The organism is Micromonospora sp. S-DT3-3-22 (assembly GCF_015354745.1).
Classification (GTDB): Bacteria; Actinomycetota; Actinomycetes; order Mycobacteriales; family Micromonosporaceae; genus Micromonospora; species Micromonospora wenchangensis.
This window is the reverse complement of record NZ_JACGMO010000090.1, coordinates 1-18,528: the sequence shown is the minus strand read 5'-3', so window position 1 is coordinate 18,528 and position 18,528 is coordinate 1. Positions and strand designations below refer to the sequence as shown.

The window sequence follows — 18,528 nt, the reverse complement described above, 5'->3', positions numbered from 1 at the left end:
AGAACATGAGACGACCGACGACCCGTAGGCGTCGCCTGCTGACCGCCCTGGCGGCGGGGCTCCTGCTGGTGGCGGGCCCGGCGGTGGTGCTGCGGACCTCCCCGGCGCTGGCCCTGGACAACGGTGTGGCGCGGACGCCGCCGATGGGCTGGAACAGCTGGAACACCTTCGGCTGCAACATCAGCGAGGCGCTGATCCGGCAGATGACCGACGCGATGGTCAGTTCCGGCATGAAGGACGCCGGCTACCAGTACGTCGTCGTCGACGACTGCTGGATGAACCCCAACCGCGACTCCGCCGGCAACCTCCAAGGCGACCCCACCCGCTTCCCCTCCGGCATGAAAGCCCTCGGCGACTACATCCACTCCCGAGGACTCAAGTTCGGCATCTACCAGGCGCCCCTCGACAAGACCTGCGCCCAGTACTTCAACTCCTACCCCGGCGCCACCGGCAGCCAGGGACGCGAAGCGCAGGACGCCCGCCAGTTCGCCGCCTGGGGCGTCGACTACCTCAAATACGACTGGTGCTCACCCACCGGCACCATCGACGACCAGGTGCGTGCCTTCGCCAAGATGCGCGACGGCCTCGCCGCCGCCGGCCGACCCATCGTCCTGAGCATCAACTCCAACAGCATCCACTCCAAGACCGGACCCCAACGCGACTGGGGCGACGTCTCCAACATGTGGCGCACCACCGAAGACATCACCAACACCTGGAACAGCGGCCAGACCAACGGCTACCCCATGGGCATCCAGAACATCCTCGACGTCACCATCCCCCTCGCCGCCCGCGCCAAACCCGGCGCCTTCAACGACATGGACATGATGGAGGTCGGCCGCGGCGGCATGACCGACACCGAGATGCGCTCCCACTTCGCGATGTGGGCCATCATGGCCTCCCCCCTCATCGCCGGCAACGACCTCCGCAACATGAACACCGCAACCCAGACCATCCTCAAGAACGCCAACCTCATCGGCATCAGCCAGGACCCCCTCGCCCTCCAGGCCAGCCAGGTCTCCTTCGACGGCACCCGCCGCGTGCTGGCCAAGCGACTCGCCAACGGCGACGTCGCCGTCGCCCTGTTCAACCAGGGGACGGGCACCACCACCATCAACACCACCGCCGCCGCGATCGGGCTGTCGGGCGGCTCGTTCACGCTGCGTGACGCATGGACCAACACGACCAGCACCACCTCCGGGGCCATCTCGGCCAGCGTGCCGGGCCACGGGACCGTCGTCTACCGGGTCAGCGGCGCGACCAGCACCCCCACCCCGACGCCGACCACCACCCCGCCGACCCCGACGCCCACGTCGACCACCCCGGCCCCGACCACCCCGCCGCCGGCGACCATCTCCTGCCAGGTCAGCTACGCGATCACCAGCCAGTGGCCGGACGGGTTCCAGGCCGAGGTGACGATCCGCAACACCGGCACCACGGCGGTCAACGGCTGGAGCCTGCGCTGGTCGTTCGCCAACGGACAGCAGCTCAACCAGTCGTGGGGGGTCACCTACACCCAGAACGGCGCGCAGGTCACCGCCAGCAGCGCCGGCTGGAACGGCCTGCTCAGCCCCGGTGGCAGCGTGGGCTTCGGGTTCATCTCCAGTTGGTCCGGCAGCAACGCCAAGCCGACCGCGTTCACCCTCAACGGCCAGACCTGCACCGTGGCCTGACCGGCCCCACGGAGACGACAGGACCCCCGGTCATGACCTCGGCCCGGCATCGGGACGCGACATGACCGGGGGTCCCCCGCCACGGCTGGTCGGCTCAGTTGTTCAGGGTGGCCAGCACGGCGGTGGCCATGCCCTGCTCGCCCCGGGCGTTGGGGTGGAAGGGCGCCGCCGCGTTCTCCGGCACCAGGCCCTCCACCCACCGGGTGCCGCTGCTCTTGCAGGTGTCCCGCCCGATCGACGGGGTGTAGACGTCGGCGTAGACCGCGTCGTTCGCCGCGGCGGCGCCGGCCAGCATCGCGTTGAGCGACTTGGCGACCCCCCGCAGGTACGGCACGTCCTGGTAGGCGATCGGGACCAGCGGCCAGCAGCCGTACCCGGAGTCCGGCACGATCGCCGGGTAACCGAGCACCACGATCCGCGCCCCGGGCGCGGCCCGGCGGACCGCCTGGAGCACGGCGGCGACCTTCGGGGCGGTGGCGGTGATCCGGGCCTGCAACTGGTCGGTGCCGCCGGCCGTGTAGAGGTTCTTGCACGGGGAGCCGAGCGGGCTGCTGAAGCTCGCCTGCGCGCAGTCGCTGATGATGCTGGAGAAACCGATGTCGTTGCCGCCGATCTGCACCGTCACCAGGGCGGTGTTCGCGGTTACCGCGTCGAGCTGCGGGGGCAGCGGGCCACCCAGCGAGCCGCTGCCGCCGTAGCGGATGTCGTCCGTGGTGGCCCCGGAGCAGCTCACGTCGACCAACGGCGACGAGCCGGCGGACGCGGCGACCAGGGACGGGTAGTTGCGGTTGGAGCGCAGGCAGTTCAGGTCGACCTGGGTCGGGATCAACGGACCGGACGTGTACGAGTCGCCGAGTGCGACGTAGCGTCCGGTGGGGACGGCGGCGCTGGCGGGTGCGGCGGTGGACAGCACACCGGCGGTGGCGGCGGCGAGCGCGAGCATCCGGGTGGCGGTCCGCAGCAGCGGCCGGCGGGAACGGGGCATGACGCCTCCCAGGGCGGAGCACGGGGGTGGTGCCGCGATCCTGCGCCCTTCGACGCCGGACGTCAATATAGACAGCTCTCACTAAATTGCCCTCGGGTGCACGCCCGGGGCCCGGCGACAGTCGTCGCCCCACCCGTACGGGAGGATCATCCATGGGACCCACGCGTTCCCGGTTCAGACTGGCGGTGTCACTGTGCGCCGCCACCACCGTCGTCGTCACCGCCGCGCTCGCCGGCACCGTCCCCGCCCAGGCGGCGGCCGGGTGCCGGGTCACCTACACGGTGACGAGCCAGTGGCCGGGCGGATTCGGCGCGAGCGTCGACGTCACCAACCTCGGCGATCCGCTCACCGGCTGGCGGCTCACCTGGACCTTCACCGCCGGGCAGGTGGTCAGCCAGTGGTGGAACGGCACGGTGACCCAGTCCGCCGGCCGGGTCACCGTCGGCAACGTCGACTGGAACGGCAGCCTCGGCACCGGGGCGGGCGCCCAGTTCGGCTTCGGCGCGACGTGGAACAACTCATCCAACCCGGTGCCTGTCGACTTCGCCCTCAACGGGGTGCCGTGCACCGGCCGTACCACCGGACCCACCGCGCCACCGACCACCACGCCGCCGCCGACCAGCGCACCACCGACCACGCCGCCACCGACCACGCCGCCGCCCACGACGCCGCCGCCCACCACCCCACCGCCGACCACGCCGCCGCCGGGGACCGGGGCGCTCGACCAGACGACGACGGTGGGACGGGTCAGGGCGGTCGGCAGCAGCGCGCAGTACACCTGGCCCGGCATCTACTTCGAGGGCCGGTTCCGGGGCACCGGGGTCGGGGTCGTCCTCAACGACTCCCAGAACGACTACCTCGTGCAGGTCGACGGCGCGACCGTCGCCACCCTGGTCACGCCGGGCCGGACCACCTACTGGGTCCGCGGCCTGGCCGACCGTGAGCACACCGTACGACTGGTCAAGCGCACCGAGAGCCCGTGGGCCGTCGGCGAGTTCGGTGGGCTCGTCCCCGCCGCCGGTGGGGCGATCCTGACCCGGCCCGCCCCGCGCAGCCGGCAGATCGAGTTCATCGGCGACTCGTGGACCGCCGGCTACGGCAACATGTCGACCACCCGCGACTGTTCCGGCAACGGCGGGGTCACCCGCAACTCCAACGCCGACGTCACCTTCGGCGCCCTCACCGCGCAGAGCCTGAACGCCGACTACCAGCTCGTCGCCTGGTCCGGCCTCGGCATGGTGCGCAACTACAACGGTGGCGGCACCGACAACTTCCGCACCTACTACGAGACCGACCTGCAGGCGCTGTGGAACAGCACGGTGTGGCAGAACCCGGGCACCTGGAAGCCGCAACTGGTGGTGGTCGGGCTGGGCATCAACGACTTCTCCACCGCCCTCAACCCCGGTGAGCGGTGGGCCACCGTCGACCAGCTCGCGGCCGACTTCCGCAGTGCCTACCTGGCCTTCCTCGACAAGCTGCGCAGCCGGTACGGGCCCGACACGTTCATCGTGCTCACCTACCCCGACCTGTCCCCCACCACCGCGCTGGCCAGCTCGGTGCAGCAGATCGTGCAGACCCGCGCCGGCCGGGGCGACACCCGGATCCGTTCGCTCTACTACGACGACAACGCGCTGGGGCTCGACAAGCTCGGTTGCGACTGGCACCCCTCCCGCCGCGACGACCAGCTCCTCGCCGGCGCGCTCACCCGGTTCGTCAACACCCTGCCGTTGACCTGGTGAACCGCTGACGCCGGGCGGGCACACGGCACAGGGGCCGGCGACCCGGAAAGATCCGCGTCGCCGGCCCCTGTGGTCGAGCACCCCGGCGCATCCCCTGGCCGGACCGGCACGGCACGGACCCCCTCCGTGACGCACCGCCGACCGCGCGTTTGTTGACATCATACGTCATACGGATTACGTTCGTAATCATCGATGAATGTGATCGCCTGTCCCGCTCCGGTGGCCGCCACCGGCACGGCCGGGATCACCACCGGGGTCGCCCCGCCCTCGGAGTCGGGCGGGCCGGCCGCGCCCCACCACCACGCTGATGTCGAAGGAGATCCGTTGATGTCGAGACACCGACTCGTGGCCGGCGTCGTCGCGGGAGTGGCGACGCTCGCCCTCGCGCTGGGCGGCGCCGCGATCACCGCCGGGGCCGGCCCGGCCGCCTGGGCCAAGGACGCCGGCCCGCTCGCGGCGACCGCCGGATGCGGCAAGACGCCGACGCTGACCAGCGGCACCCGCACCATCTCCAGCGGCGGTCAGAACCGCACCTTCATCCTGCGGATCCCCGACAACTACGACCGCAACCGCCCCTACCGGCTGATCTTCGCGTTCCACTGGAACGGCGGCACCGCCACCGAGGTCGACTCGGGCGGCACCAGCGGATACCCCTGGTCCTACTACGGCATCCGCGCCCTGGCGAACAACAGCGCGATCTTCGTCGCCCCGCAGGGCATCGGCAACGGCTGGGCCAACACCGGCGACCGGGACCTGACCTTCGTCGACGACATGATGCGGCAGATCGAGTCGGACCTGTGCGTCGAGACCACCCAGCGCTTCGCCATGGGGTTCAGCTACGGCGGCGGGATGAGCTACGCCATCGCCTGCGCCCGCGCCTCGGCCTTCCGCGCGGTCGCCGTCTACTCCGGCGGGCAGCTCAGCGGCTGCAACGGCGGCACCCAGCCGATCGCGTACATCGGCATCCACGGCCTGCGGGACAACGTGCTCCCCATCGCGACCGGACGGTCGCTGCGCGACCGGTTCGTGCGCAACAACGGGTGCACCCCGCAGAACCCCCCGGAGCCGGCGCAGGGCAGCCTGACCCACACCGTCACCTACTACTCGGGCTGCCGGGCGGGCTACCCGGTCGCCTGGGCGCCGTTCGACGGCGGGCACGCCCCCAACGCCGTGGACGGCACCGCCGACGTGTACGCCCCCGGCGAGAAGTCCTGGACCCGGCCCGTGGTGTGGAACTTCTTCACCCAGTTCGACGGCACCACGCCACCCACCACCACCCCGCCCGCGACGCCCACCACGCCCCCGGCGACCCCGACCACGCCGCCGCCCGGCGGTGGCGGATGCACCGCGACCGTGTCGGTCAACCAGTGGAACGGCGGCTTCACGGCCTCCCTGCGGGTGACCGCCGGGTCCGCCGGCACCACCGGCTGGACGGTCGGCACCACCCTGCCCGGCGGCGCGAGCGTCACCAACACCTGGAACGCCACCGCCAGCGGCAGCACCGGGACGGTCCGCTTCACCAACGTCAACTACAACGGTCAGCTCGCCCCCGGTCAGGTCACCGAGTTCGGTTTCCAGGGCAACGGCAGCGGGTCCGGGCTCACCCCCACCTGCACCGCCCGCTGACCCCACCGGCCACGGCCGGGTCGGTCACGTAACCCCGGCGGCACGGCGGGGAACCCGCAGCCGGTGGGCGGGAGCACCCCCCGCCCACCGGCTGCGGCTCGTCCCCCTGGCCGCGACGGCGGGTCGGCCGACGCGCCGCTCGCTGTCACCCGATCCGCCAAATTCGTCGCGGCCGATCGGCGATCCCCCGGTCCGAGCTGACTCCGGCTGCCATGATGGCGGACGTGGGAGCTGCGAAAACGAATACGCCTGCTGTCTCACCGTTGACCGGTGAGCCGATCAAACGTGCCGATGCGGAACGGCTGGCGGGGGTGCTGAAGGCATTCGCCGACCCGGCCCGCCTACGACTGCTCAGCCTCATCCAGTCCGCCCCGCAGGGCGAGGCGTCCGTCACCGACCTCACCGCGCCGCTCGGCCTGTCCCAGCCGACGGTGAGCCACCACCTGCGGATCCTCACCGAGGCCGGGCTGATCGAACGCGAGAAGCGGGGGGTCTGGGCGTACTACCGCACGGTGCCGTCCACCATCGCCGCGATCGCCGACCTGTTGACCCCGCCCCGCAAGCGGGCGACCAAGAAGACCCGCTGACGGCGGCGCTCCCCGCTCACGCCCGGTCGACGCCGGCCGGCGCCGGGGCCGCGGTGCTGTCCGGGACGGTCGGCACCGCCGCCGCGCCGGGGTGGCGGAACGTCGGATAGGTGAGGTAGCCGGTGTCGCCGCCGGCGTACCAGGTCGCCTCGTCGTGCACCGCCATGGGCAGACCCTGACGGAGCCGCTCGACCAGATCGGGGTTGGCGAGATAGGCGCGGCCGAAGCTGATCAGGTCGGCGCCCCAGCCCAGCCAGCGGTCGGCCGCAGCCCGGTCCGTCTGCCGCCGGCCCATCGGGACGACCGGATTCATGACGAGCGTGCCCGGCCACACCGCACGCAGTCCCCGCAGAACCTCATCATCGGCGGTGGCTTCGAGGTGGACGTACACGGGACCGACGGTGGCGAGTTCGGCGAGGAGCGCGGCGTACAACTCGGGGACGTCGGTTTCCTCGGCACCCCAGAAACCGGCCCCGGGGGAGAGACGGATCCCGGTCCGGTGACCGCCCACCGCGTCGACCGTGGCGGCCACGGCCTCGACGGCGAACCGGATCCGGTTGGTCACCGATCCGCCGTAGGCGTCGGTCCGCAGGTTGGCGTTGCTCGACAGGAACTGGGAGATGAGGTAACCGTTCGCGCCGTGCAACTCCACCCCGTCGAAGCCGGCCTCGATGGCGCGGCGCGCCGCCAGCGCGTACGACCGGGCCTGTTCCGGCACCTCGCCGGCGGCGAGCGCCCGGGGCACCGGGGCCGGTTGCGGCCCGGTGGGGGTGAACACCGCACCGACAGCGGGTACGGCGGACGGGCCGACGGGCTGCATGCCGGTCGTCCCGGGGTGCGACACCCGGCCACCGTGCATGAGTTGGGCGAAGATGCGCCCGCCGTTGACGTGCACCGCGTCGGTCACCGGCCGCCAGGAGCGGACCTGCTCGTCGGTGTGCAGGCCGGGCGTTCCCGGGTTGGACTGTCCGACCCGGTTGGGTTGGATGCCCTCGCTCACGATCAGCCCGGCGGTCGCGCGTTGGGCGTAGTACGTCGCCATGGACGGTGTCGCCAGGCCGTCGGGGGTGGCGCGGACCCGGGTCATCGGGGCCATCACCACCCGGTTGGGCAGGACCAGTTCGCCGAGCGGATGCGGGTCGAAGAGGGTGGCCATGTCGCAGCGCCTTCCGTGGGTGATGCGGCGGTCGCGCCCGTGGACCGGGGCGTACCGATACGCTAGAACCTGACACTGACGTCAGAGGCAAGCGTGGCGACGGGAGATCCGGTGCGGATCGGTGAGGTGGCGGCGCAGGCCGGGGTGAGCGTCCGGTCGCTGCGCTACTACGAGGAACAGCGACTGTTGACCAGCACCCGCAGCCCCAGCGGTCAACGGCACTACGGCGCGGAGGTGGTGGAGCGGGTGCGCTTCATCCAGCGGCTGTACACCGCGGGCCTGTCCAGCCGGACCATCGCCGAGCTGCTGCCGTGCGTCGACTCCCCCGGTGAGCAGACCTCCGACGAGGCGTGGGAGCGGATGCTGCGGGAACGGGAACAGATCACCGCGCACATCGAGGAACTCTCCCGGGCCCGCGACTCCCTCGACGACCTCATCGCCGCCAACCGTCGACACCACCCGAAGCCCGCCGTCCGCCGGTGACGTCGTGCAGCCGACGGTCCGGGTGGGCCGGCGGCGGTGCCCGACCCACCCGGACCGTTCGGTGACGCCGCTCAGGCCGCCGGACGCCACGGATCGCCGGGACCCCGGGGACGGTCCCCGCGCAGGGTGATCCGGTGCACGATCCGCCGGGCGGTGCCGTAGTCACGGTTCGCGTAGTGCGCGGTGCTGCGGTTGTCCCACATCACCACGTCACCCGGCCGCCACCGGTGCCGGACCAGGTGCTCCGGCTTGGTGAGGTGGGCGTAGAGCAGGTCCAGGATGGCCCGGCTCTCCGCCTCCGACACACCGACGACGTGTGACGTGAAGCCCGGGTTGACGAAGATGCCGCGCCGGCCGGTCTCCGGGTGGACCCGCACCACCGGATGCTCCACCGGGTCGAGCCGGGTCACCACCTCGTCCTCCCACACACTGCCCCGACCGCCGCGACGGTGCGCCAGGTAGTAGCCGAACTCCCGGTTGCCGTCGTGGACGGCGACCAGCCGGTCCACCATCGCGCGTACGGGTTCGGCGAGCGAGTCGTAGGCGAGCTGGCTGTCCGCCCAGGTGGTGTCACCGCCACTGGGCGGCAGGGTGACCGCCCGCAGGATCGAACCGAGGGGCGGCCGGGCGACGAAGGTGACATCCGTGTGCCAGACGTCGGCGAAACCGTTGTCGGCGCTGTCCAACGCGTACACCTCCGGGTGCGCCTCGTCCACCCCGCCGACGACCGGGTGGGAGGCGGTCAGCTCGCCGAGTCGACGGCCCAGCCGTACCTGGCCGTCGTCGTCGAGCCGCTGGTCCGGGAAGAACAGCACCTTGTACGCCACCAGTGCCGCGCGTACGGCGGCGAGTTCCCCGTCGGTGGCCCGGTCGAGGTCGAGCCCGGCCACCCGGGCGGCGAAGTGCGGTCCGAGCGGCGTCAGGGCCAACTCCACCAGTGTGTCGGTCATCCGTGTCGTCCTCTCATCCGGTTCGGGTCGCGGCGGCCCGTAGGGCGTGACCGATCGTCGTGCGCAGCGCCGCGTACTCCGGTGCGCCCCGTAACTCGTCGGGCCCGACACCGCTGCGTGGGAGGTCGACCGGCAGGTCGAGGGCGATCCGTCCGGGGCGGTCGGTCAGCACGACGACCCGGCTGCCGAGGAACACCGCCTCGTCCACGCTGTGGGTGACGAACACACAGGTCCGGCCGGTCTCGGCGCTGACCTGGCGCAGATCCTCCTGCAACCGTTCCCGGGTCAACGCGTCGAGGGCGGCGAACGGTTCGTCGAGCAGCAGCAACGGGTTCTGCACGGCCAACGCCCGGGCGATGGCGACCCGCTGCTGCTGGCCACCGGACAGCTGCCAGGTCCGGCGGTGGGCGACGTTCGGCAGCCCGACCCGGTCCAGCAGGTCGGCGACCCGGCGGGCCCGCTCGGCCCGGGGCACGCCGGCGTACCGCAGGCCGAGCCCGACGTTGCCACCGACCGTCGCCCACGGCAGGAGCCTCGGCTGCTGGAACACCAGGCCGGCGTTACGGCCGGGCACCGGGGTCGCTCCGGCGGCGGTCACCGTGCCGCTGGTCGGCGCCTCGAAGCCGGCGATCAGGCGCAACAGGGTGGTCTTGCCGCAGCCGGACGCGCCGACCAGGACGAGGAAGGTTCCCGGCGTCACGTGCAGGTCGAGCGGGCCCAGCGCGGTGACCGTCCCGGCCCCCGTCCGGTAGACGTGGGTGACGTCGCGGACGTCGACCGCCGCGTCAGGGCTTGAGGGCATCCGGCAGACCCCTGGTGTAGATGGCCGCGGCGAACACCGACGGCTCGGGTACGGCGTCGATCTTCTTCTGGTCCTTGAGGAACACCGCCGCGGCGTGCAGGTTGTCGGCGAGCGCGCCGACCTTGTCCGCCGTACCCAGCCACTGCGGACCGGACTGGTCGGCCGGCTTCAGGAACACACCCTGGCTCAGCTGTCGTCCGGCGTCGGCGGCGCTCAGGTTCAGCTCCCTGCCGACGGCGGTCGCGGCGGCGGTCGGGTCGGTGGCGATGAGGTCGAGCGCCTGGGCCTCGGCCCTGCGCCAGGCGTCGACCGCGGCGGGGTGGGCATCGGCGAACGCGGTGGAGACCACCCCGAGGTCCAGGGTGGGCTTGCCCGCGGCGGCAAGTTCGCGGCTGGTGACGAGCACCTTCCCGGTCTTCTTCAGCTCGTCCAGGGACGGCAGCCAGGTGTAGGCGGCGTCCAGGTCGCCCCGGCTCCAGGCGGCGAGGATGTCCTGTGGTTCCAGGTCGACCAGGGTGACCTCGGATTCCTTCACCCCGGCCCGGTCGAGCGCGGCGAGGAGGCTGAAGTGCGCGGTCGACGCGAACGGCGTGCCGATCTTCTTGCCGCGCAGCCCGGCGACGGTGGTGACGTTGCCGGCGGTACGGGCCACCAACGCCTCGTTGTCCCCGGCGACGTCGAGCACGAAGGCCACCTTGTACGGCAGGTTCAGCGGAGCGGACAGCCCCCGCGCGACCGGGCTGGAGCCGATCGCGGCGATGTCCACGCTGTTCGCGGCGAAGGCGGTGTTGATGCTCGCACCGGAGTCGAACTTGGTCCAGGTGATGGTGTAGTCGGGAAGCGCCTGCTCCAGCAGCCGCTGGTTCTTGACGATCAGGTCGCCGCTGGGGAACGCCTGGTAGGCGATCCGGATGCTCTTGCGCTGCGGGTCACCGCCGCCGCTGGCGGCGCCGTCACCGCAGGCCGCGAGCGAAACGGTGGTGAGCGCCGCGACGGCGGTGGCGAGGATACGGGTGACAGGTCGATGCACGGGGCGTCCATTCTTGACAGCTGACGGCGGGGTCACCCTTGACCGCGCCAGGGAACGAGCCGGTCCTCGGCGGCGCGCAGCAGCGCGTCGATGAGCAGGCCGGACAGACCGATGGCGAACAGGCCGAGCACCACCACGTCGGTCTGCGAGTAACGCTGGGCGTCGCGGACCATGCCCCCGATGCCCGGTACGCCGTTGATGGTCTCGGCCGCGACGACCGACGAGTACGCGATGCCGACGGCGAGCCGGACCCCGGTGAAGATCTCCGGCAACGCGTGCGGCAGTACCACGTCCCGGGTGACCTGCCATCGGCTGCCGCCCAGGGCGCGGGCCGCCTCGACCAGGGTGACCGGTGCGGCGTGGACCGCCGACGCGGTGGCGACCGCGACCGGGGGCAGCGCGGCTATCGCCAGCAGCCACAGCTTCGGCGTCTCGTCGATGCCGAACCAGATGATGAGCAGGCTGAAGTACGCCAGGGGTGGCAGCGCCCGGACGAAGGTGACCACGGGTTCGGTGGCCACCCGGACCCAGGTGACGGTGCCCATCAGCAGGCCGAGCAGGAGACCGGCCAGCACGCCCACGACCGCACCGACGAGGATCCGGCGCAGGCTCACCCCGAGGTGTTCGATCAGCAGATGGCCGCTGTAGCCCCGGACACCGTCGTGGGTGCCGGAGGTCTGCACGAGGCGGCCCCAGACGGCGCCCGGTGACGGGATGAACGTCGGGTTCTCCACCAGCACGGCGAGGGCCTGCCAGAGCGCGAGCAGAGCCAGCAACGCGACGGCGCGCAGGAGGACGCGCCGCAGCAGGGGGCCCCGCCGGGGTGGGTGGGCGGCACGCCCCGACGGTGGGCTGCCGGCGGTGACGCTCGTGCTCTGGGGGGCCTGGACGGTGGTCACGATCTCTCCCGGTGTCGATGACCTACTTTTCCTACAGCTTTAGTAGGTCATAGACAAGGGCCGGTCCACGGCATGGAACGAATGATCGCGCGACACCGACGGCCGACGCCGTCCGCGAGGGGGCAGGGGCGGCGCTCCGCGAGGGGGCAGGGGCGCGGCGCTCCGCGACGCCCGGCCGGGGCGTTCCCACCGCGCCATATTCATCATATGGGTCGGTCAAGCCGTCCGGATCGTCCCGGATGACGATTTTTGCCACCCCTACCGCGCCTACTCTCGACCGGTCCGGGCCGCGGGGCCCGGCGGAGAACGGGGGGCCCGTGTCCGAGACGACCCGGCAGATCGCCGTCGAACAGCAGGTGGTCGACCAGGTGTACGCCCGCCTGGAGGTCATGCGCGCGCAGGCCCGGCAGCTCGGCGAGGAGGGACGCCGGCGGGCCGACGGCGGGCCGGTCACCGGGCTGGTCGAGCGGGACGCCATGGTGCTGGGCGCCGCCGCCCGGATGTCCGACCTCGACGCCCAGGAGGAGGGCATCGTCTTCGGCCGGCTCGACTACGACGACGAGACGTACCGCATCGGTCGGTTGGGTGTCCGCGACGCCGACCGGGAGCCACTGGTGGTGGACTGGCGGGCCCCCGCCGCCGCACCGTTCTACCGGGCCACCCCCGGCGAACCGCTCGGGGTGACCCGTCGCCGCGTCATCACCTGCACCGGACGTACCGTGGTCGGCCTCGACGACGAGGTGTTGTCGGCCACGCCCGTCGACGGGGTGGTCGGCGAGGGCGCCCTGCTCGCGTCGCTGACCCGGGAACGCGGCGCACACATGCGCGACATCGTCTCGACCATCCAACGCGAGCAGGACGAGGCGATCCGCGCACCGACCCACGGGGTCACCCTGATCACCGGCGGGCCGGGGACCGGCAAGACGCAGGTGGCCCTGCACCGGGCGGCCTACCTGCTCTACCGCGACCGGGGCCGGTACGCCGACGGTCGGGTGCTGGTGGTCGGCCCGTCCACCGTGTTCACCGAGTACATCGGCCGGGTGCTGCCCGGCCTCGGCGAGGACAGCGTCCACCTGCGCGCCGTCGGTGAGCTGTTCGACGGTGTCGTGGCGACCCGGCGGGACCGCGCCGAGGTGGCCCGTACCAAGGGTGACCTGCGGATGGTGCGGGTGCTGACCGACCTGGCCTGGGACACCCCACCGAACGTGCCGAACCGGCTGTGGGGTCTCGACGCCGACGACCTGGCGCGGGCCCGCCGGGAGGTCCGCCGCCGGTGTGAGGCCGCCGGGACCACCCCCAACGCCGCCCGGCCGCAGGCCGCGACGGTGCTCGCGGAACTGCTGCCCGGCCGGGAGGTCCCCGACGCCTTCCTGACCGCCTGGTGGCCGACGCTGACCCCGCAGGACGTCCTCCCCGCCCAGCAGGGCCAGTGGTCGGTGGACGACGTCCCGCTGCTCGACGAGCTGGCCGAGATCCTGGGCCGACCGCCACAGGTCGCCGAGGTCCGGCCCGAGTGGCAGCGCCGGGAACTGGGCTGCGGCATCCGGCTGGCGGAGACCTTCGTGCTGAGCCCGAGCCTCGCCGACGGGTGGCAGCTCTTCGCGCCCGGCCTGTCCACCCCCATGGCGCAGTCCGGGCAGTCGCTGGACAGCGGCCACCGGGGTGCCCAGCGCTGGGCAGCCGCGATCATCCTCCGGGAGGGTCACCAGGTGGTGGGCTGGGTCGACGGCGTCGACCCGTACGGCGAGGAGGGTTACGTTCCGGTGCTGGCCGACCCGCTGCCGGTGGCCGAGGCCGAGGAGCCCGTCGAGGACGCCTACCGGCACGTCATCCTCGACGAGGCGCAGGACCTGTCGCCGATGGAGTGCCGGATGATCGCCCGCCGGGCCGAGTACGCCTCGATGACCATCGTAGGCGATCTCGGTCAGGCGACCCATCCGCTGGCCGCCGGCTCGTGGCCGGAGCTGGTGCGACGGCTCGGCAAGCGGACCACCCGGACGCTGGACCTGCCCACCGGTTACCGGGTGCCCGAGGTCATCGCCGACTTCGCGGCCCGTGCCCTGCCGCCCGGCATCGCGCCGACCCGGTCGTTCCGGCCCGGCGGCAGGTTGGAGATCCGCCGGGTCGACGACCTGGCCGGGGCCGTGGCCGGGGAGACCGGGACCGTCATCGCCCCCGACCATCTGGCCGAAGCCCTGCGCGCGGTCCCGGTCAGCCAGGTAAAGGGCCTGGAGTACGACCGGGTGGTGCTGGTCGAACCCGCCGACATCGTCGCCGCCGAACCCCGGGGCATGAACCGGCTCTACGTCGCCCTGACCCGGGCCGTCGGGGAACTGGTGATCCTGCACAGCAAGCCGCTGCCGGAGCAGCTGACCCGCCGCTGAGCCGCCCGGCGGCACCCACCCCGCCCCGGAACGACCTGACCGGGTCGGCCCCGCTCGTCGGGGCCGACCCGCGACGGGTGTTCAGCCGGCGCGGCGCGGCGGCACGCCGAGCGCGGCGCACGCCTGCTCGTACATCCGCACCACCTCGCGGCGGATCTCGGCCCGCTCGGTGAGCCGGTGGGCGAACGGCAGCCGTACCGGCACCTCGATGTCGTCGAGGGTGACGGCGAAGTCCATCCCGTCGGCGTCCAGCCCGGTCACCCGCGCCCGAGTGGCGTCCGGGCAGCCGCCGAGGGTCCGGCAGATCAGCAGCGAGTCCCCGGCGTGGTCGTCGTTCATGTGCCGGCTGACCGCCGACACGGTGTCGGCGTCGAACGGCTGCCCGGTCACGCCACCGCCTCCGGCAGCACGGGGCCGGCCGGCACGTGCCGGGCCAGGGCCGCGAAGACGGCGGTGTTGTGCCGGTACGCCACCAGCACCTCGTCGAGCAGCGCCGCCTCGTCGGCCGGGCTCAGCGCCAGCGCGTCCAACCGCGCCCGGTACGCCTCCTTGTACGCCTTCGGCCGGTCGATCCGGGCGAAGGTGTAGAAGGCCGCCCCCGACTGCCCGGTCAGCCCGTAGCGTCGGGCCACCGCCCGTCCGATGTGCAGGCCACCGGAGAGGTCGCCCAGGTAGCGGGTGTAGTGGTGGGCGACGAAGCGGACCGGGGAGGTGCCGGCCACGGCCCGGATGCGCTCGGCGTAGGCCACCGTCGCCGGGTTCGGCGCGGTGCGCAGCGCCCAGTCCGGCCCGGCCAGCGCGGTGAGGTCCGCCTCCAGCGCGGGCAGCCGGGTCAACGCGTCGTCGACGAACCCCCCGGCGACCGGGTCCGCCCGCATCGCCTCGGCGGCCGACTCCAACGCCTGGTAGAGGGCGTGGTGCTGGACCACCAGGTCGAGGTATCCGGCGAGGTCCAGTTCACCGGCGACCAGGGCGGTGACGTACTGCTGGCCCTCGGCGGCGGTGTGGGCGCCCTGGGTGGCGGCCCGCAACCGGGCCGAGAACGGCAGGGGTGGGGTGTCCATCTATTCCTCCGTGACGCGGGTGGTGCGGGCCGGGCCCCGACGGCGGGGCACGACCAGCGGCAGGCGGGTGTCCGGGTGCGGCACGACCTCGATGTCGTGCCGGTAGACCTCGCTGAGCAGGGGCGCGGTCAGCACCGTGTCGGGGGGCCCGGCGGCCCGGACCCGCCCGTCGGCGAGCAGGGTGACCCGGTCGGCGTACGCGCCGGCCAGGGCGAGGTCGTGCAGCACCACCACGACGGCGTCCCCGGCGGCGGCGCGGTCCCGGGCGATCCGCATGACCAGTTCCTGGTGGTGCAGGTCGAGGGCGGCGGTCGGTTCGTCGAGCAGCAGCACCCCGGCCCGCTGGGCCAGCACCCGGGCCAGCGCGGCGCGGGCCTGTTCGCCGCCGGACAGCGACGGGAAGGGACGGGCGGCGAACCGGATAACGTCGCAGCGGCGCATGGTCTCGGCGACCACCGCGTCGTCGTGGGCCTCCTCGGGTCGGCCGGCCCAGGGCGCCCGGCCCATCCGGACCACCTCGACCACGGCGAACGGGAAGCTCAGGACGCTGCGCTGGGTCAGCACCGCGCGGCGCATCGCCAGCTCCACCGCCGACCACTCGGCCAGCGGCCGGCCGTCGACCTCGACGGTGCCGGCGGCGAGCGGCAGGTCACCGCTGACGGCGGCCAGCAGGGTGGACTTGCCGGCCCCGTTCGGTCCGACCAGGGCGTGCAGTTCACCGGCGCGGATGGCGAGGTCGACCCGGTCGAGCACCGGTCGACCGGCCCGCTCGACCCGTATCCCGGTGGCCCGGACCCGGGTGGAGCCCGGCGTCGTGTCGGCCGGCACCCGGGGCGTCGACCGGCGGCCGAGCAGCCGCAGCGGCCCCCGACGCCGGCGTTCCCGTACGCTCACCACGCCCTCCCACCGCGCGTGCCCGCCGGCTGCCCGCTCATGCCCAGCCTCCCGCGCGGTCGCGGGTGCGGCGCAGCAGCCAGAAGAAGGCGGGTCCACCGACGAGGGCGGAGAGCACCCCCAACGGTAGTTCCTGATAGTCCACGAGGGTACGGGCGGCGAGATCGGCGGCGACGACCACGATCGCGCCGCCGAGCGCGCTGGCCGGCAGCAGCAGCCGGTGCCCGGGGCCGGCGACCATCCGCACCAGGTGGGGCACGACCAGGCCGACGAAGCTGATGATGCCGGTGAAGGCGACCGCCGCCGCGCCGAGCAGCGCGGTGACCACGATCATCCGGACCCGCAGCCGTTCCACGTCGACCCCGAGGTGCCGGGCGGACTTCTCGCCCAGGGCCAGCAGGTCCAGCCGGCGGGCGTCGGCGAGGGTGGCGAGCAGCCCCACCGCGAGGCAGGGCGAGGCCAGCGCGACCGCCGACCAGTTGGCCTGGGCCAGGCTGCCCAGGTTCCAGAAGGCGATGGCCTGCACGCCCGACTCGTCGGCGACGAACATCAGCAGCCCGATGGCGGCCCCGGCGACGGCGTTGACCGCGACGCCGGTGAGGACCAGGGTGACCACCTCGGTCCGGCCGCCGGAGCGGGCCAGCAGGTAGACCAGCCAGGTGGTGGCGAGGCCACCGGCGAACGCGGCGGCGGGCACCGTCCAGCCGCCGAGCACGGTGACGCCGGTGACGATGGCCAGCGCCGCGCCGACCGCCGCGCCGGCCGAGACGCCGATGACGCCCGGTTCGGCCAGCGGGTTGCCGAACACCCCCTGCATGACCGCACCGGCGCAGCCGAGCGCCGCGCCGACGACGGCGGCGAGTGCGACCCGGGGGAAGCGGACCAGCCACAGTGCGCTCTCGCCGTGCACGGCGGCGGGCCGGGGGCCCAGGTCCAGGCCGAGGCGGTGCAGCACCGAGCCGAGCACCTCCGCCGGGGCGACGGCCACCTGCCCCCGGCCGGCGGCGACGAGGGCGACCAGGAGCAGGCCGGCGGTGAGTCCGGTGAGCAGGAGCGGTCCGCGCCGGACCCGACGGCGGCGGTCCGGGCCGGTTCCGGTGTCGCCGGTGGCCGGTCGGGTGCCGGTGACGGTCATCGCGGGCCCCGGCAGTGCAGCGCGTCGGCCAGCGCCCGGACCACCTGCCCGGAGCGGGTGCCGAAGGTGAGCAGGACACCGTCGTCCATGTCGACGACGCGGCGGGCGGCGCCGGCCGGGGTCTGTCCCACCCCGGGGAGCCTGAGCAGGCCGTCGACGCCGCCGACGGACTCCAGTCCCCCGCTCATCACCAGGATCACGTCGGGGGCGGCGTTGATCAGGCCCTCGCTGGTCAGGGGGCGGAACTTCGCCAGGCCGATCGCGCTGCCGGCGTCCACTCCCCCGGCGGCCTCGATCATCGCGTCGCTGCCGGCGCCCCGCCCGCCGATCAGGTAGACCCCGGCGGTGCCGCGCAGGTAGAGGAAGGCGACCCGGGGGGCGGCGTCGGCGGGCGCACCGGCGCGGGCGGCGGCGATGTCGGCCTCGATCCGGTCGACGAGCCGGTCGCCGGCCGCGCCGACGCCGAGCGCCGCCGCGATGGCCCGCACGTGGCCGGGGACGGCGTCGAGGGTCTGTTCGGCGGCGACGAGGACCACCGGGATGCCGGCGGCGCGCAGTTGCCGCAGCGTCTCGGGTGGACCGATGCTGTCGTCGGCGAGGATCACGGTGGGGGCCAGGGCGAGCACCGCCTCGGCGGACAGGTCGTGCCCGGCCGGGGTGACCACCGGCAGGTGCGCGGCGGCCGGGAAGGTGGTGGAGGTGTCCCGGCCGACGACGTTGCCGCCGAGCCCGAGGCTGAACACGATCTCGGCGATCGACCCGTAGAGGTTGACCGGCAGGATGCGGGTGGCGTCGCTGACGGTGGTGACGACCCCGTCGGTGGAGGTGACGGTGACGGGCAGGCCGGGGGCCGGGGGCGGGGTCAGCGGGGTGACGTCGGTGTCGGCCACGGCGGCGGTGACCGGGCCGCAGGAGGCCGGTGTGCCGGGCCGGGCCTCGACGGCCGGGTCGGTGCAGCCGACCAGCGCCCCGGCGAGCAGCACCAGGACGAGCGGCAGCGCGCGCCGGGTCACGACGCGGCCCGGCGTCGACGACGTCGGCGCAGGCCGGCGAGCAGGGCCATCCCGAGCAGGGGTACGACCAGCGCGACGAGCCACCAGCGGCCGGTGTCGGAGGCGGCGCTG

17 protein-coding genes are annotated in these 18,528 nt (G+C 73.3%); 6 read left to right on the top strand and 11 right to left on the bottom strand.

Annotation, left to right across the window (positions count from 1 at the left end; genetic code table 11):
- The first annotated feature begins 5 nt into the window (after window positions 1-5).
- Window positions 6-1,670, top strand: coding sequence for a cellulose binding domain-containing protein (locus tag H1A17_RS23450; protein WP_228544095.1), 1,665 nt, complete (start codon window positions 6-8; stop codon window positions 1,668-1,670).
- Between the two features lie 94 nt (window positions 1,671-1,764).
- Here the strand turns inward: H1A17_RS23450 and H1A17_RS23445 are convergent, their stop codons facing one another.
- On the bottom strand, window positions 1,765-2,655 hold the full coding sequence (locus tag H1A17_RS23445) for an SGNH/GDSL hydrolase family protein (RefSeq protein ID WP_194822907.1): 891 nt from the start codon (window positions 2,653-2,655) through the stop codon (window positions 1,765-1,767).
- A gap of 152 nt (window positions 2,656-2,807) precedes the next feature.
- Here H1A17_RS23445 and H1A17_RS23440 point away from each other — a divergent pair, with 152 nt between their 5' ends.
- The 3 genes from H1A17_RS23440 (at window position 2,808) to H1A17_RS23430 (ending at window position 6,607) form a co-directional block, all read left to right on the top strand.
- Window positions 2,808-4,394: a cellulose binding domain-containing protein gene (locus tag H1A17_RS23440; RefSeq protein ID WP_194822906.1), complete on the top strand. Its 1,587-nt coding sequence runs from the start codon at window positions 2,808-2,810 to the stop codon at window positions 4,392-4,394.
- A gap of 327 nt (window positions 4,395-4,721) precedes the next feature.
- Window positions 4,722-6,020 (top strand): cellulose binding domain-containing protein, encoded by a 1,299-nt coding sequence (locus tag H1A17_RS23435; protein ID WP_194822905.1) that lies wholly within the window; start codon window positions 4,722-4,724, stop codon window positions 6,018-6,020.
- A 215-nt stretch (window positions 6,021-6,235) separates the two neighbouring features.
- Window positions 6,236-6,607: a helix-turn-helix transcriptional regulator gene (locus H1A17_RS23430; protein ID WP_088647720.1), complete on the top strand. Its 372-nt coding sequence runs from the start codon at window positions 6,236-6,238 to the stop codon at window positions 6,605-6,607.
- Between the two features lie 16 nt (window positions 6,608-6,623).
- On the opposite strand, the gene H1A17_RS23425 is transcribed toward H1A17_RS23430, so the two are convergent.
- On the bottom strand, window positions 6,624-7,763 hold the full coding sequence (locus H1A17_RS23425; RefSeq protein ID WP_194822904.1) for an alkene reductase: 1,140 nt from the start codon (window positions 7,761-7,763) through the stop codon (window positions 6,624-6,626).
- A gap of 111 nt (window positions 7,764-7,874) precedes the next feature.
- Here H1A17_RS23425 and H1A17_RS23420 point away from each other — a divergent pair, with 111 nt between their 5' ends.
- Window positions 7,875-8,246, top strand: coding sequence for a MerR family transcriptional regulator (locus H1A17_RS23420; protein WP_194822903.1), 372 nt, complete (start codon window positions 7,875-7,877; stop codon window positions 8,244-8,246).
- A gap of 71 nt (window positions 8,247-8,317) precedes the next feature.
- Here H1A17_RS23420 and H1A17_RS23415 read toward each other — a convergent pair whose 3' ends face one another.
- The 4 genes from H1A17_RS23415 to H1A17_RS23400 are packed head-to-tail and all read right to left on the bottom strand — an operon-like array spanning window position 8,318 to window position 11,927.
- The gene (locus H1A17_RS23415) at window positions 8,318-9,196 is read right to left on the bottom strand and encodes a TauD/TfdA family dioxygenase (protein WP_145919488.1); all 879 of its coding nucleotides are present in this window, start codon (window positions 9,194-9,196) and stop codon (window positions 8,318-8,320) included.
- 13 nt (window positions 9,197-9,209) lie between these two features.
- Complete coding sequence (locus H1A17_RS23410; protein WP_145919487.1) at window positions 9,210-9,998, bottom strand: ABC transporter ATP-binding protein; 789 nt, start codon at window positions 9,996-9,998, stop codon at window positions 9,210-9,212.
- Window positions 9,982-11,028, bottom strand: a complete 1,047-nt coding sequence (locus H1A17_RS23405) for a glycine betaine ABC transporter substrate-binding protein (RefSeq protein ID WP_145919486.1) — start codon at window positions 11,026-11,028, stop codon at window positions 9,982-9,984. Before H1A17_RS23405 ends, H1A17_RS23410 begins: the two co-directional genes overlap by 17 nt.
- Window positions 11,029-11,060: 32 nt before the next feature.
- Window positions 11,061-11,927 (bottom strand): ABC transporter permease, encoded by an 867-nt coding sequence (locus tag H1A17_RS23400; RefSeq protein WP_309236844.1) that lies wholly within the window; start codon window positions 11,925-11,927, stop codon window positions 11,061-11,063.
- Window positions 11,928-12,244: 317 nt separating this feature from the next.
- Here H1A17_RS23400 and H1A17_RS23395 point away from each other — a divergent pair, with 317 nt between their 5' ends.
- Window positions 12,245-14,311: a UvrD-helicase domain-containing protein gene (locus tag H1A17_RS23395; RefSeq protein WP_309236843.1), complete on the top strand. Its 2,067-nt coding sequence runs from the start codon at window positions 12,245-12,247 to the stop codon at window positions 14,309-14,311.
- 81 nt (window positions 14,312-14,392) lie between these two features.
- Here the strand turns inward: H1A17_RS23395 and H1A17_RS23390 are convergent, their stop codons facing one another.
- From H1A17_RS23390 to H1A17_RS23370, 5 genes are read right to left on the bottom strand one after another with little or no spacing between them, the layout of a single operon-like run.
- Window positions 14,393-14,701, bottom strand: coding sequence for a DUF2470 domain-containing protein (locus H1A17_RS23390; protein ID WP_240762849.1), 309 nt, complete (start codon window positions 14,699-14,701; stop codon window positions 14,393-14,395).
- Window positions 14,698-15,375 carry a heme oxygenase (biliverdin-producing) gene (locus tag H1A17_RS23385; protein WP_194822901.1) on the bottom strand — a complete coding sequence of 226 codons (678 nt, stop codon included), beginning with the start codon at window positions 15,373-15,375 and terminating at the stop codon, window positions 14,698-14,700. Before H1A17_RS23385 ends, H1A17_RS23390 begins: the two co-directional genes overlap by 4 nt.
- Window positions 15,376-16,269, bottom strand: a complete 894-nt coding sequence (locus H1A17_RS23380) for a heme ABC transporter ATP-binding protein (protein WP_309236842.1) — start codon at window positions 16,267-16,269, stop codon at window positions 15,376-15,378. It abuts the gene before it with no gap.
- Between the two features lie 37 nt (window positions 16,270-16,306).
- The gene (locus H1A17_RS23375) at window positions 16,307-17,404 is read right to left on the bottom strand and encodes an iron ABC transporter permease (protein WP_194822900.1); all 1,098 of its coding nucleotides are present in this window, start codon (window positions 17,402-17,404) and stop codon (window positions 16,307-16,309) included.
- Window positions 17,401-18,417 (bottom strand): ABC transporter substrate-binding protein, encoded by a 1,017-nt coding sequence (locus H1A17_RS23370; RefSeq protein WP_309236841.1) that lies wholly within the window; start codon window positions 18,415-18,417, stop codon window positions 17,401-17,403. The genes H1A17_RS23375 and H1A17_RS23370 overlap by 4 nt, the downstream gene beginning before the upstream one ends.
- Between the last annotated feature and the right edge of the window lie 111 nt (window positions 18,418-18,528).

What these genes read in the sequence shown, in the direction of transcription:
- H1A17_RS23435 (WP_194822905.1), top strand. Translation starts at nt 4,722, where the DNA reads ATGTCGAGACACCGACTCGTGGCCGGCGTCGTCGCGGGAGTGGCGACG.
- H1A17_RS23425 (WP_194822904.1), bottom strand. Translation starts at nt 7,763, where the DNA reads ATGGCCACCCTCTTCGACCCGCATCCGCTCGGCGAACTGGTCCTGCCC.
- H1A17_RS23445 (WP_194822907.1), bottom strand. Translation starts at nt 2,655, where the DNA reads ATGCCCCGTTCCCGCCGGCCGCTGCTGCGGACCGCCACCCGGATGCTC.
- H1A17_RS23450 (WP_228544095.1), top strand. Translation starts at nt 6, where the DNA reads ATGAGACGACCGACGACCCGTAGGCGTCGCCTGCTGACCGCCCTGGCG.
- H1A17_RS23430 (WP_088647720.1), top strand. Translation starts at nt 6,236, where the DNA reads ATGGCGGACGTGGGAGCTGCGAAAACGAATACGCCTGCTGTCTCACCG.
- H1A17_RS23415 (WP_145919488.1), bottom strand. Translation starts at nt 9,196, where the DNA reads ATGACCGACACACTGGTGGAGTTGGCCCTGACGCCGCTCGGACCGCAC.
- H1A17_RS23375 (WP_194822900.1), bottom strand. Translation starts at nt 17,404, where the DNA reads ATGACCGTCACCGGCACCCGACCGGCCACCGGCGACACCGGAACCGGC.
- H1A17_RS23385 (WP_194822901.1), bottom strand. Translation starts at nt 15,375, where the DNA reads ATGGACACCCCACCCCTGCCGTTCTCGGCCCGGTTGCGGGCCGCCACC.
- H1A17_RS23410 (WP_145919487.1), bottom strand. Translation starts at nt 9,998, where the DNA reads ATGCCCTCAAGCCCTGACGCGGCGGTCGACGTCCGCGACGTCACCCAC.
- H1A17_RS23440 (WP_194822906.1), top strand. Translation starts at nt 2,808, where the DNA reads ATGGGACCCACGCGTTCCCGGTTCAGACTGGCGGTGTCACTGTGCGCC.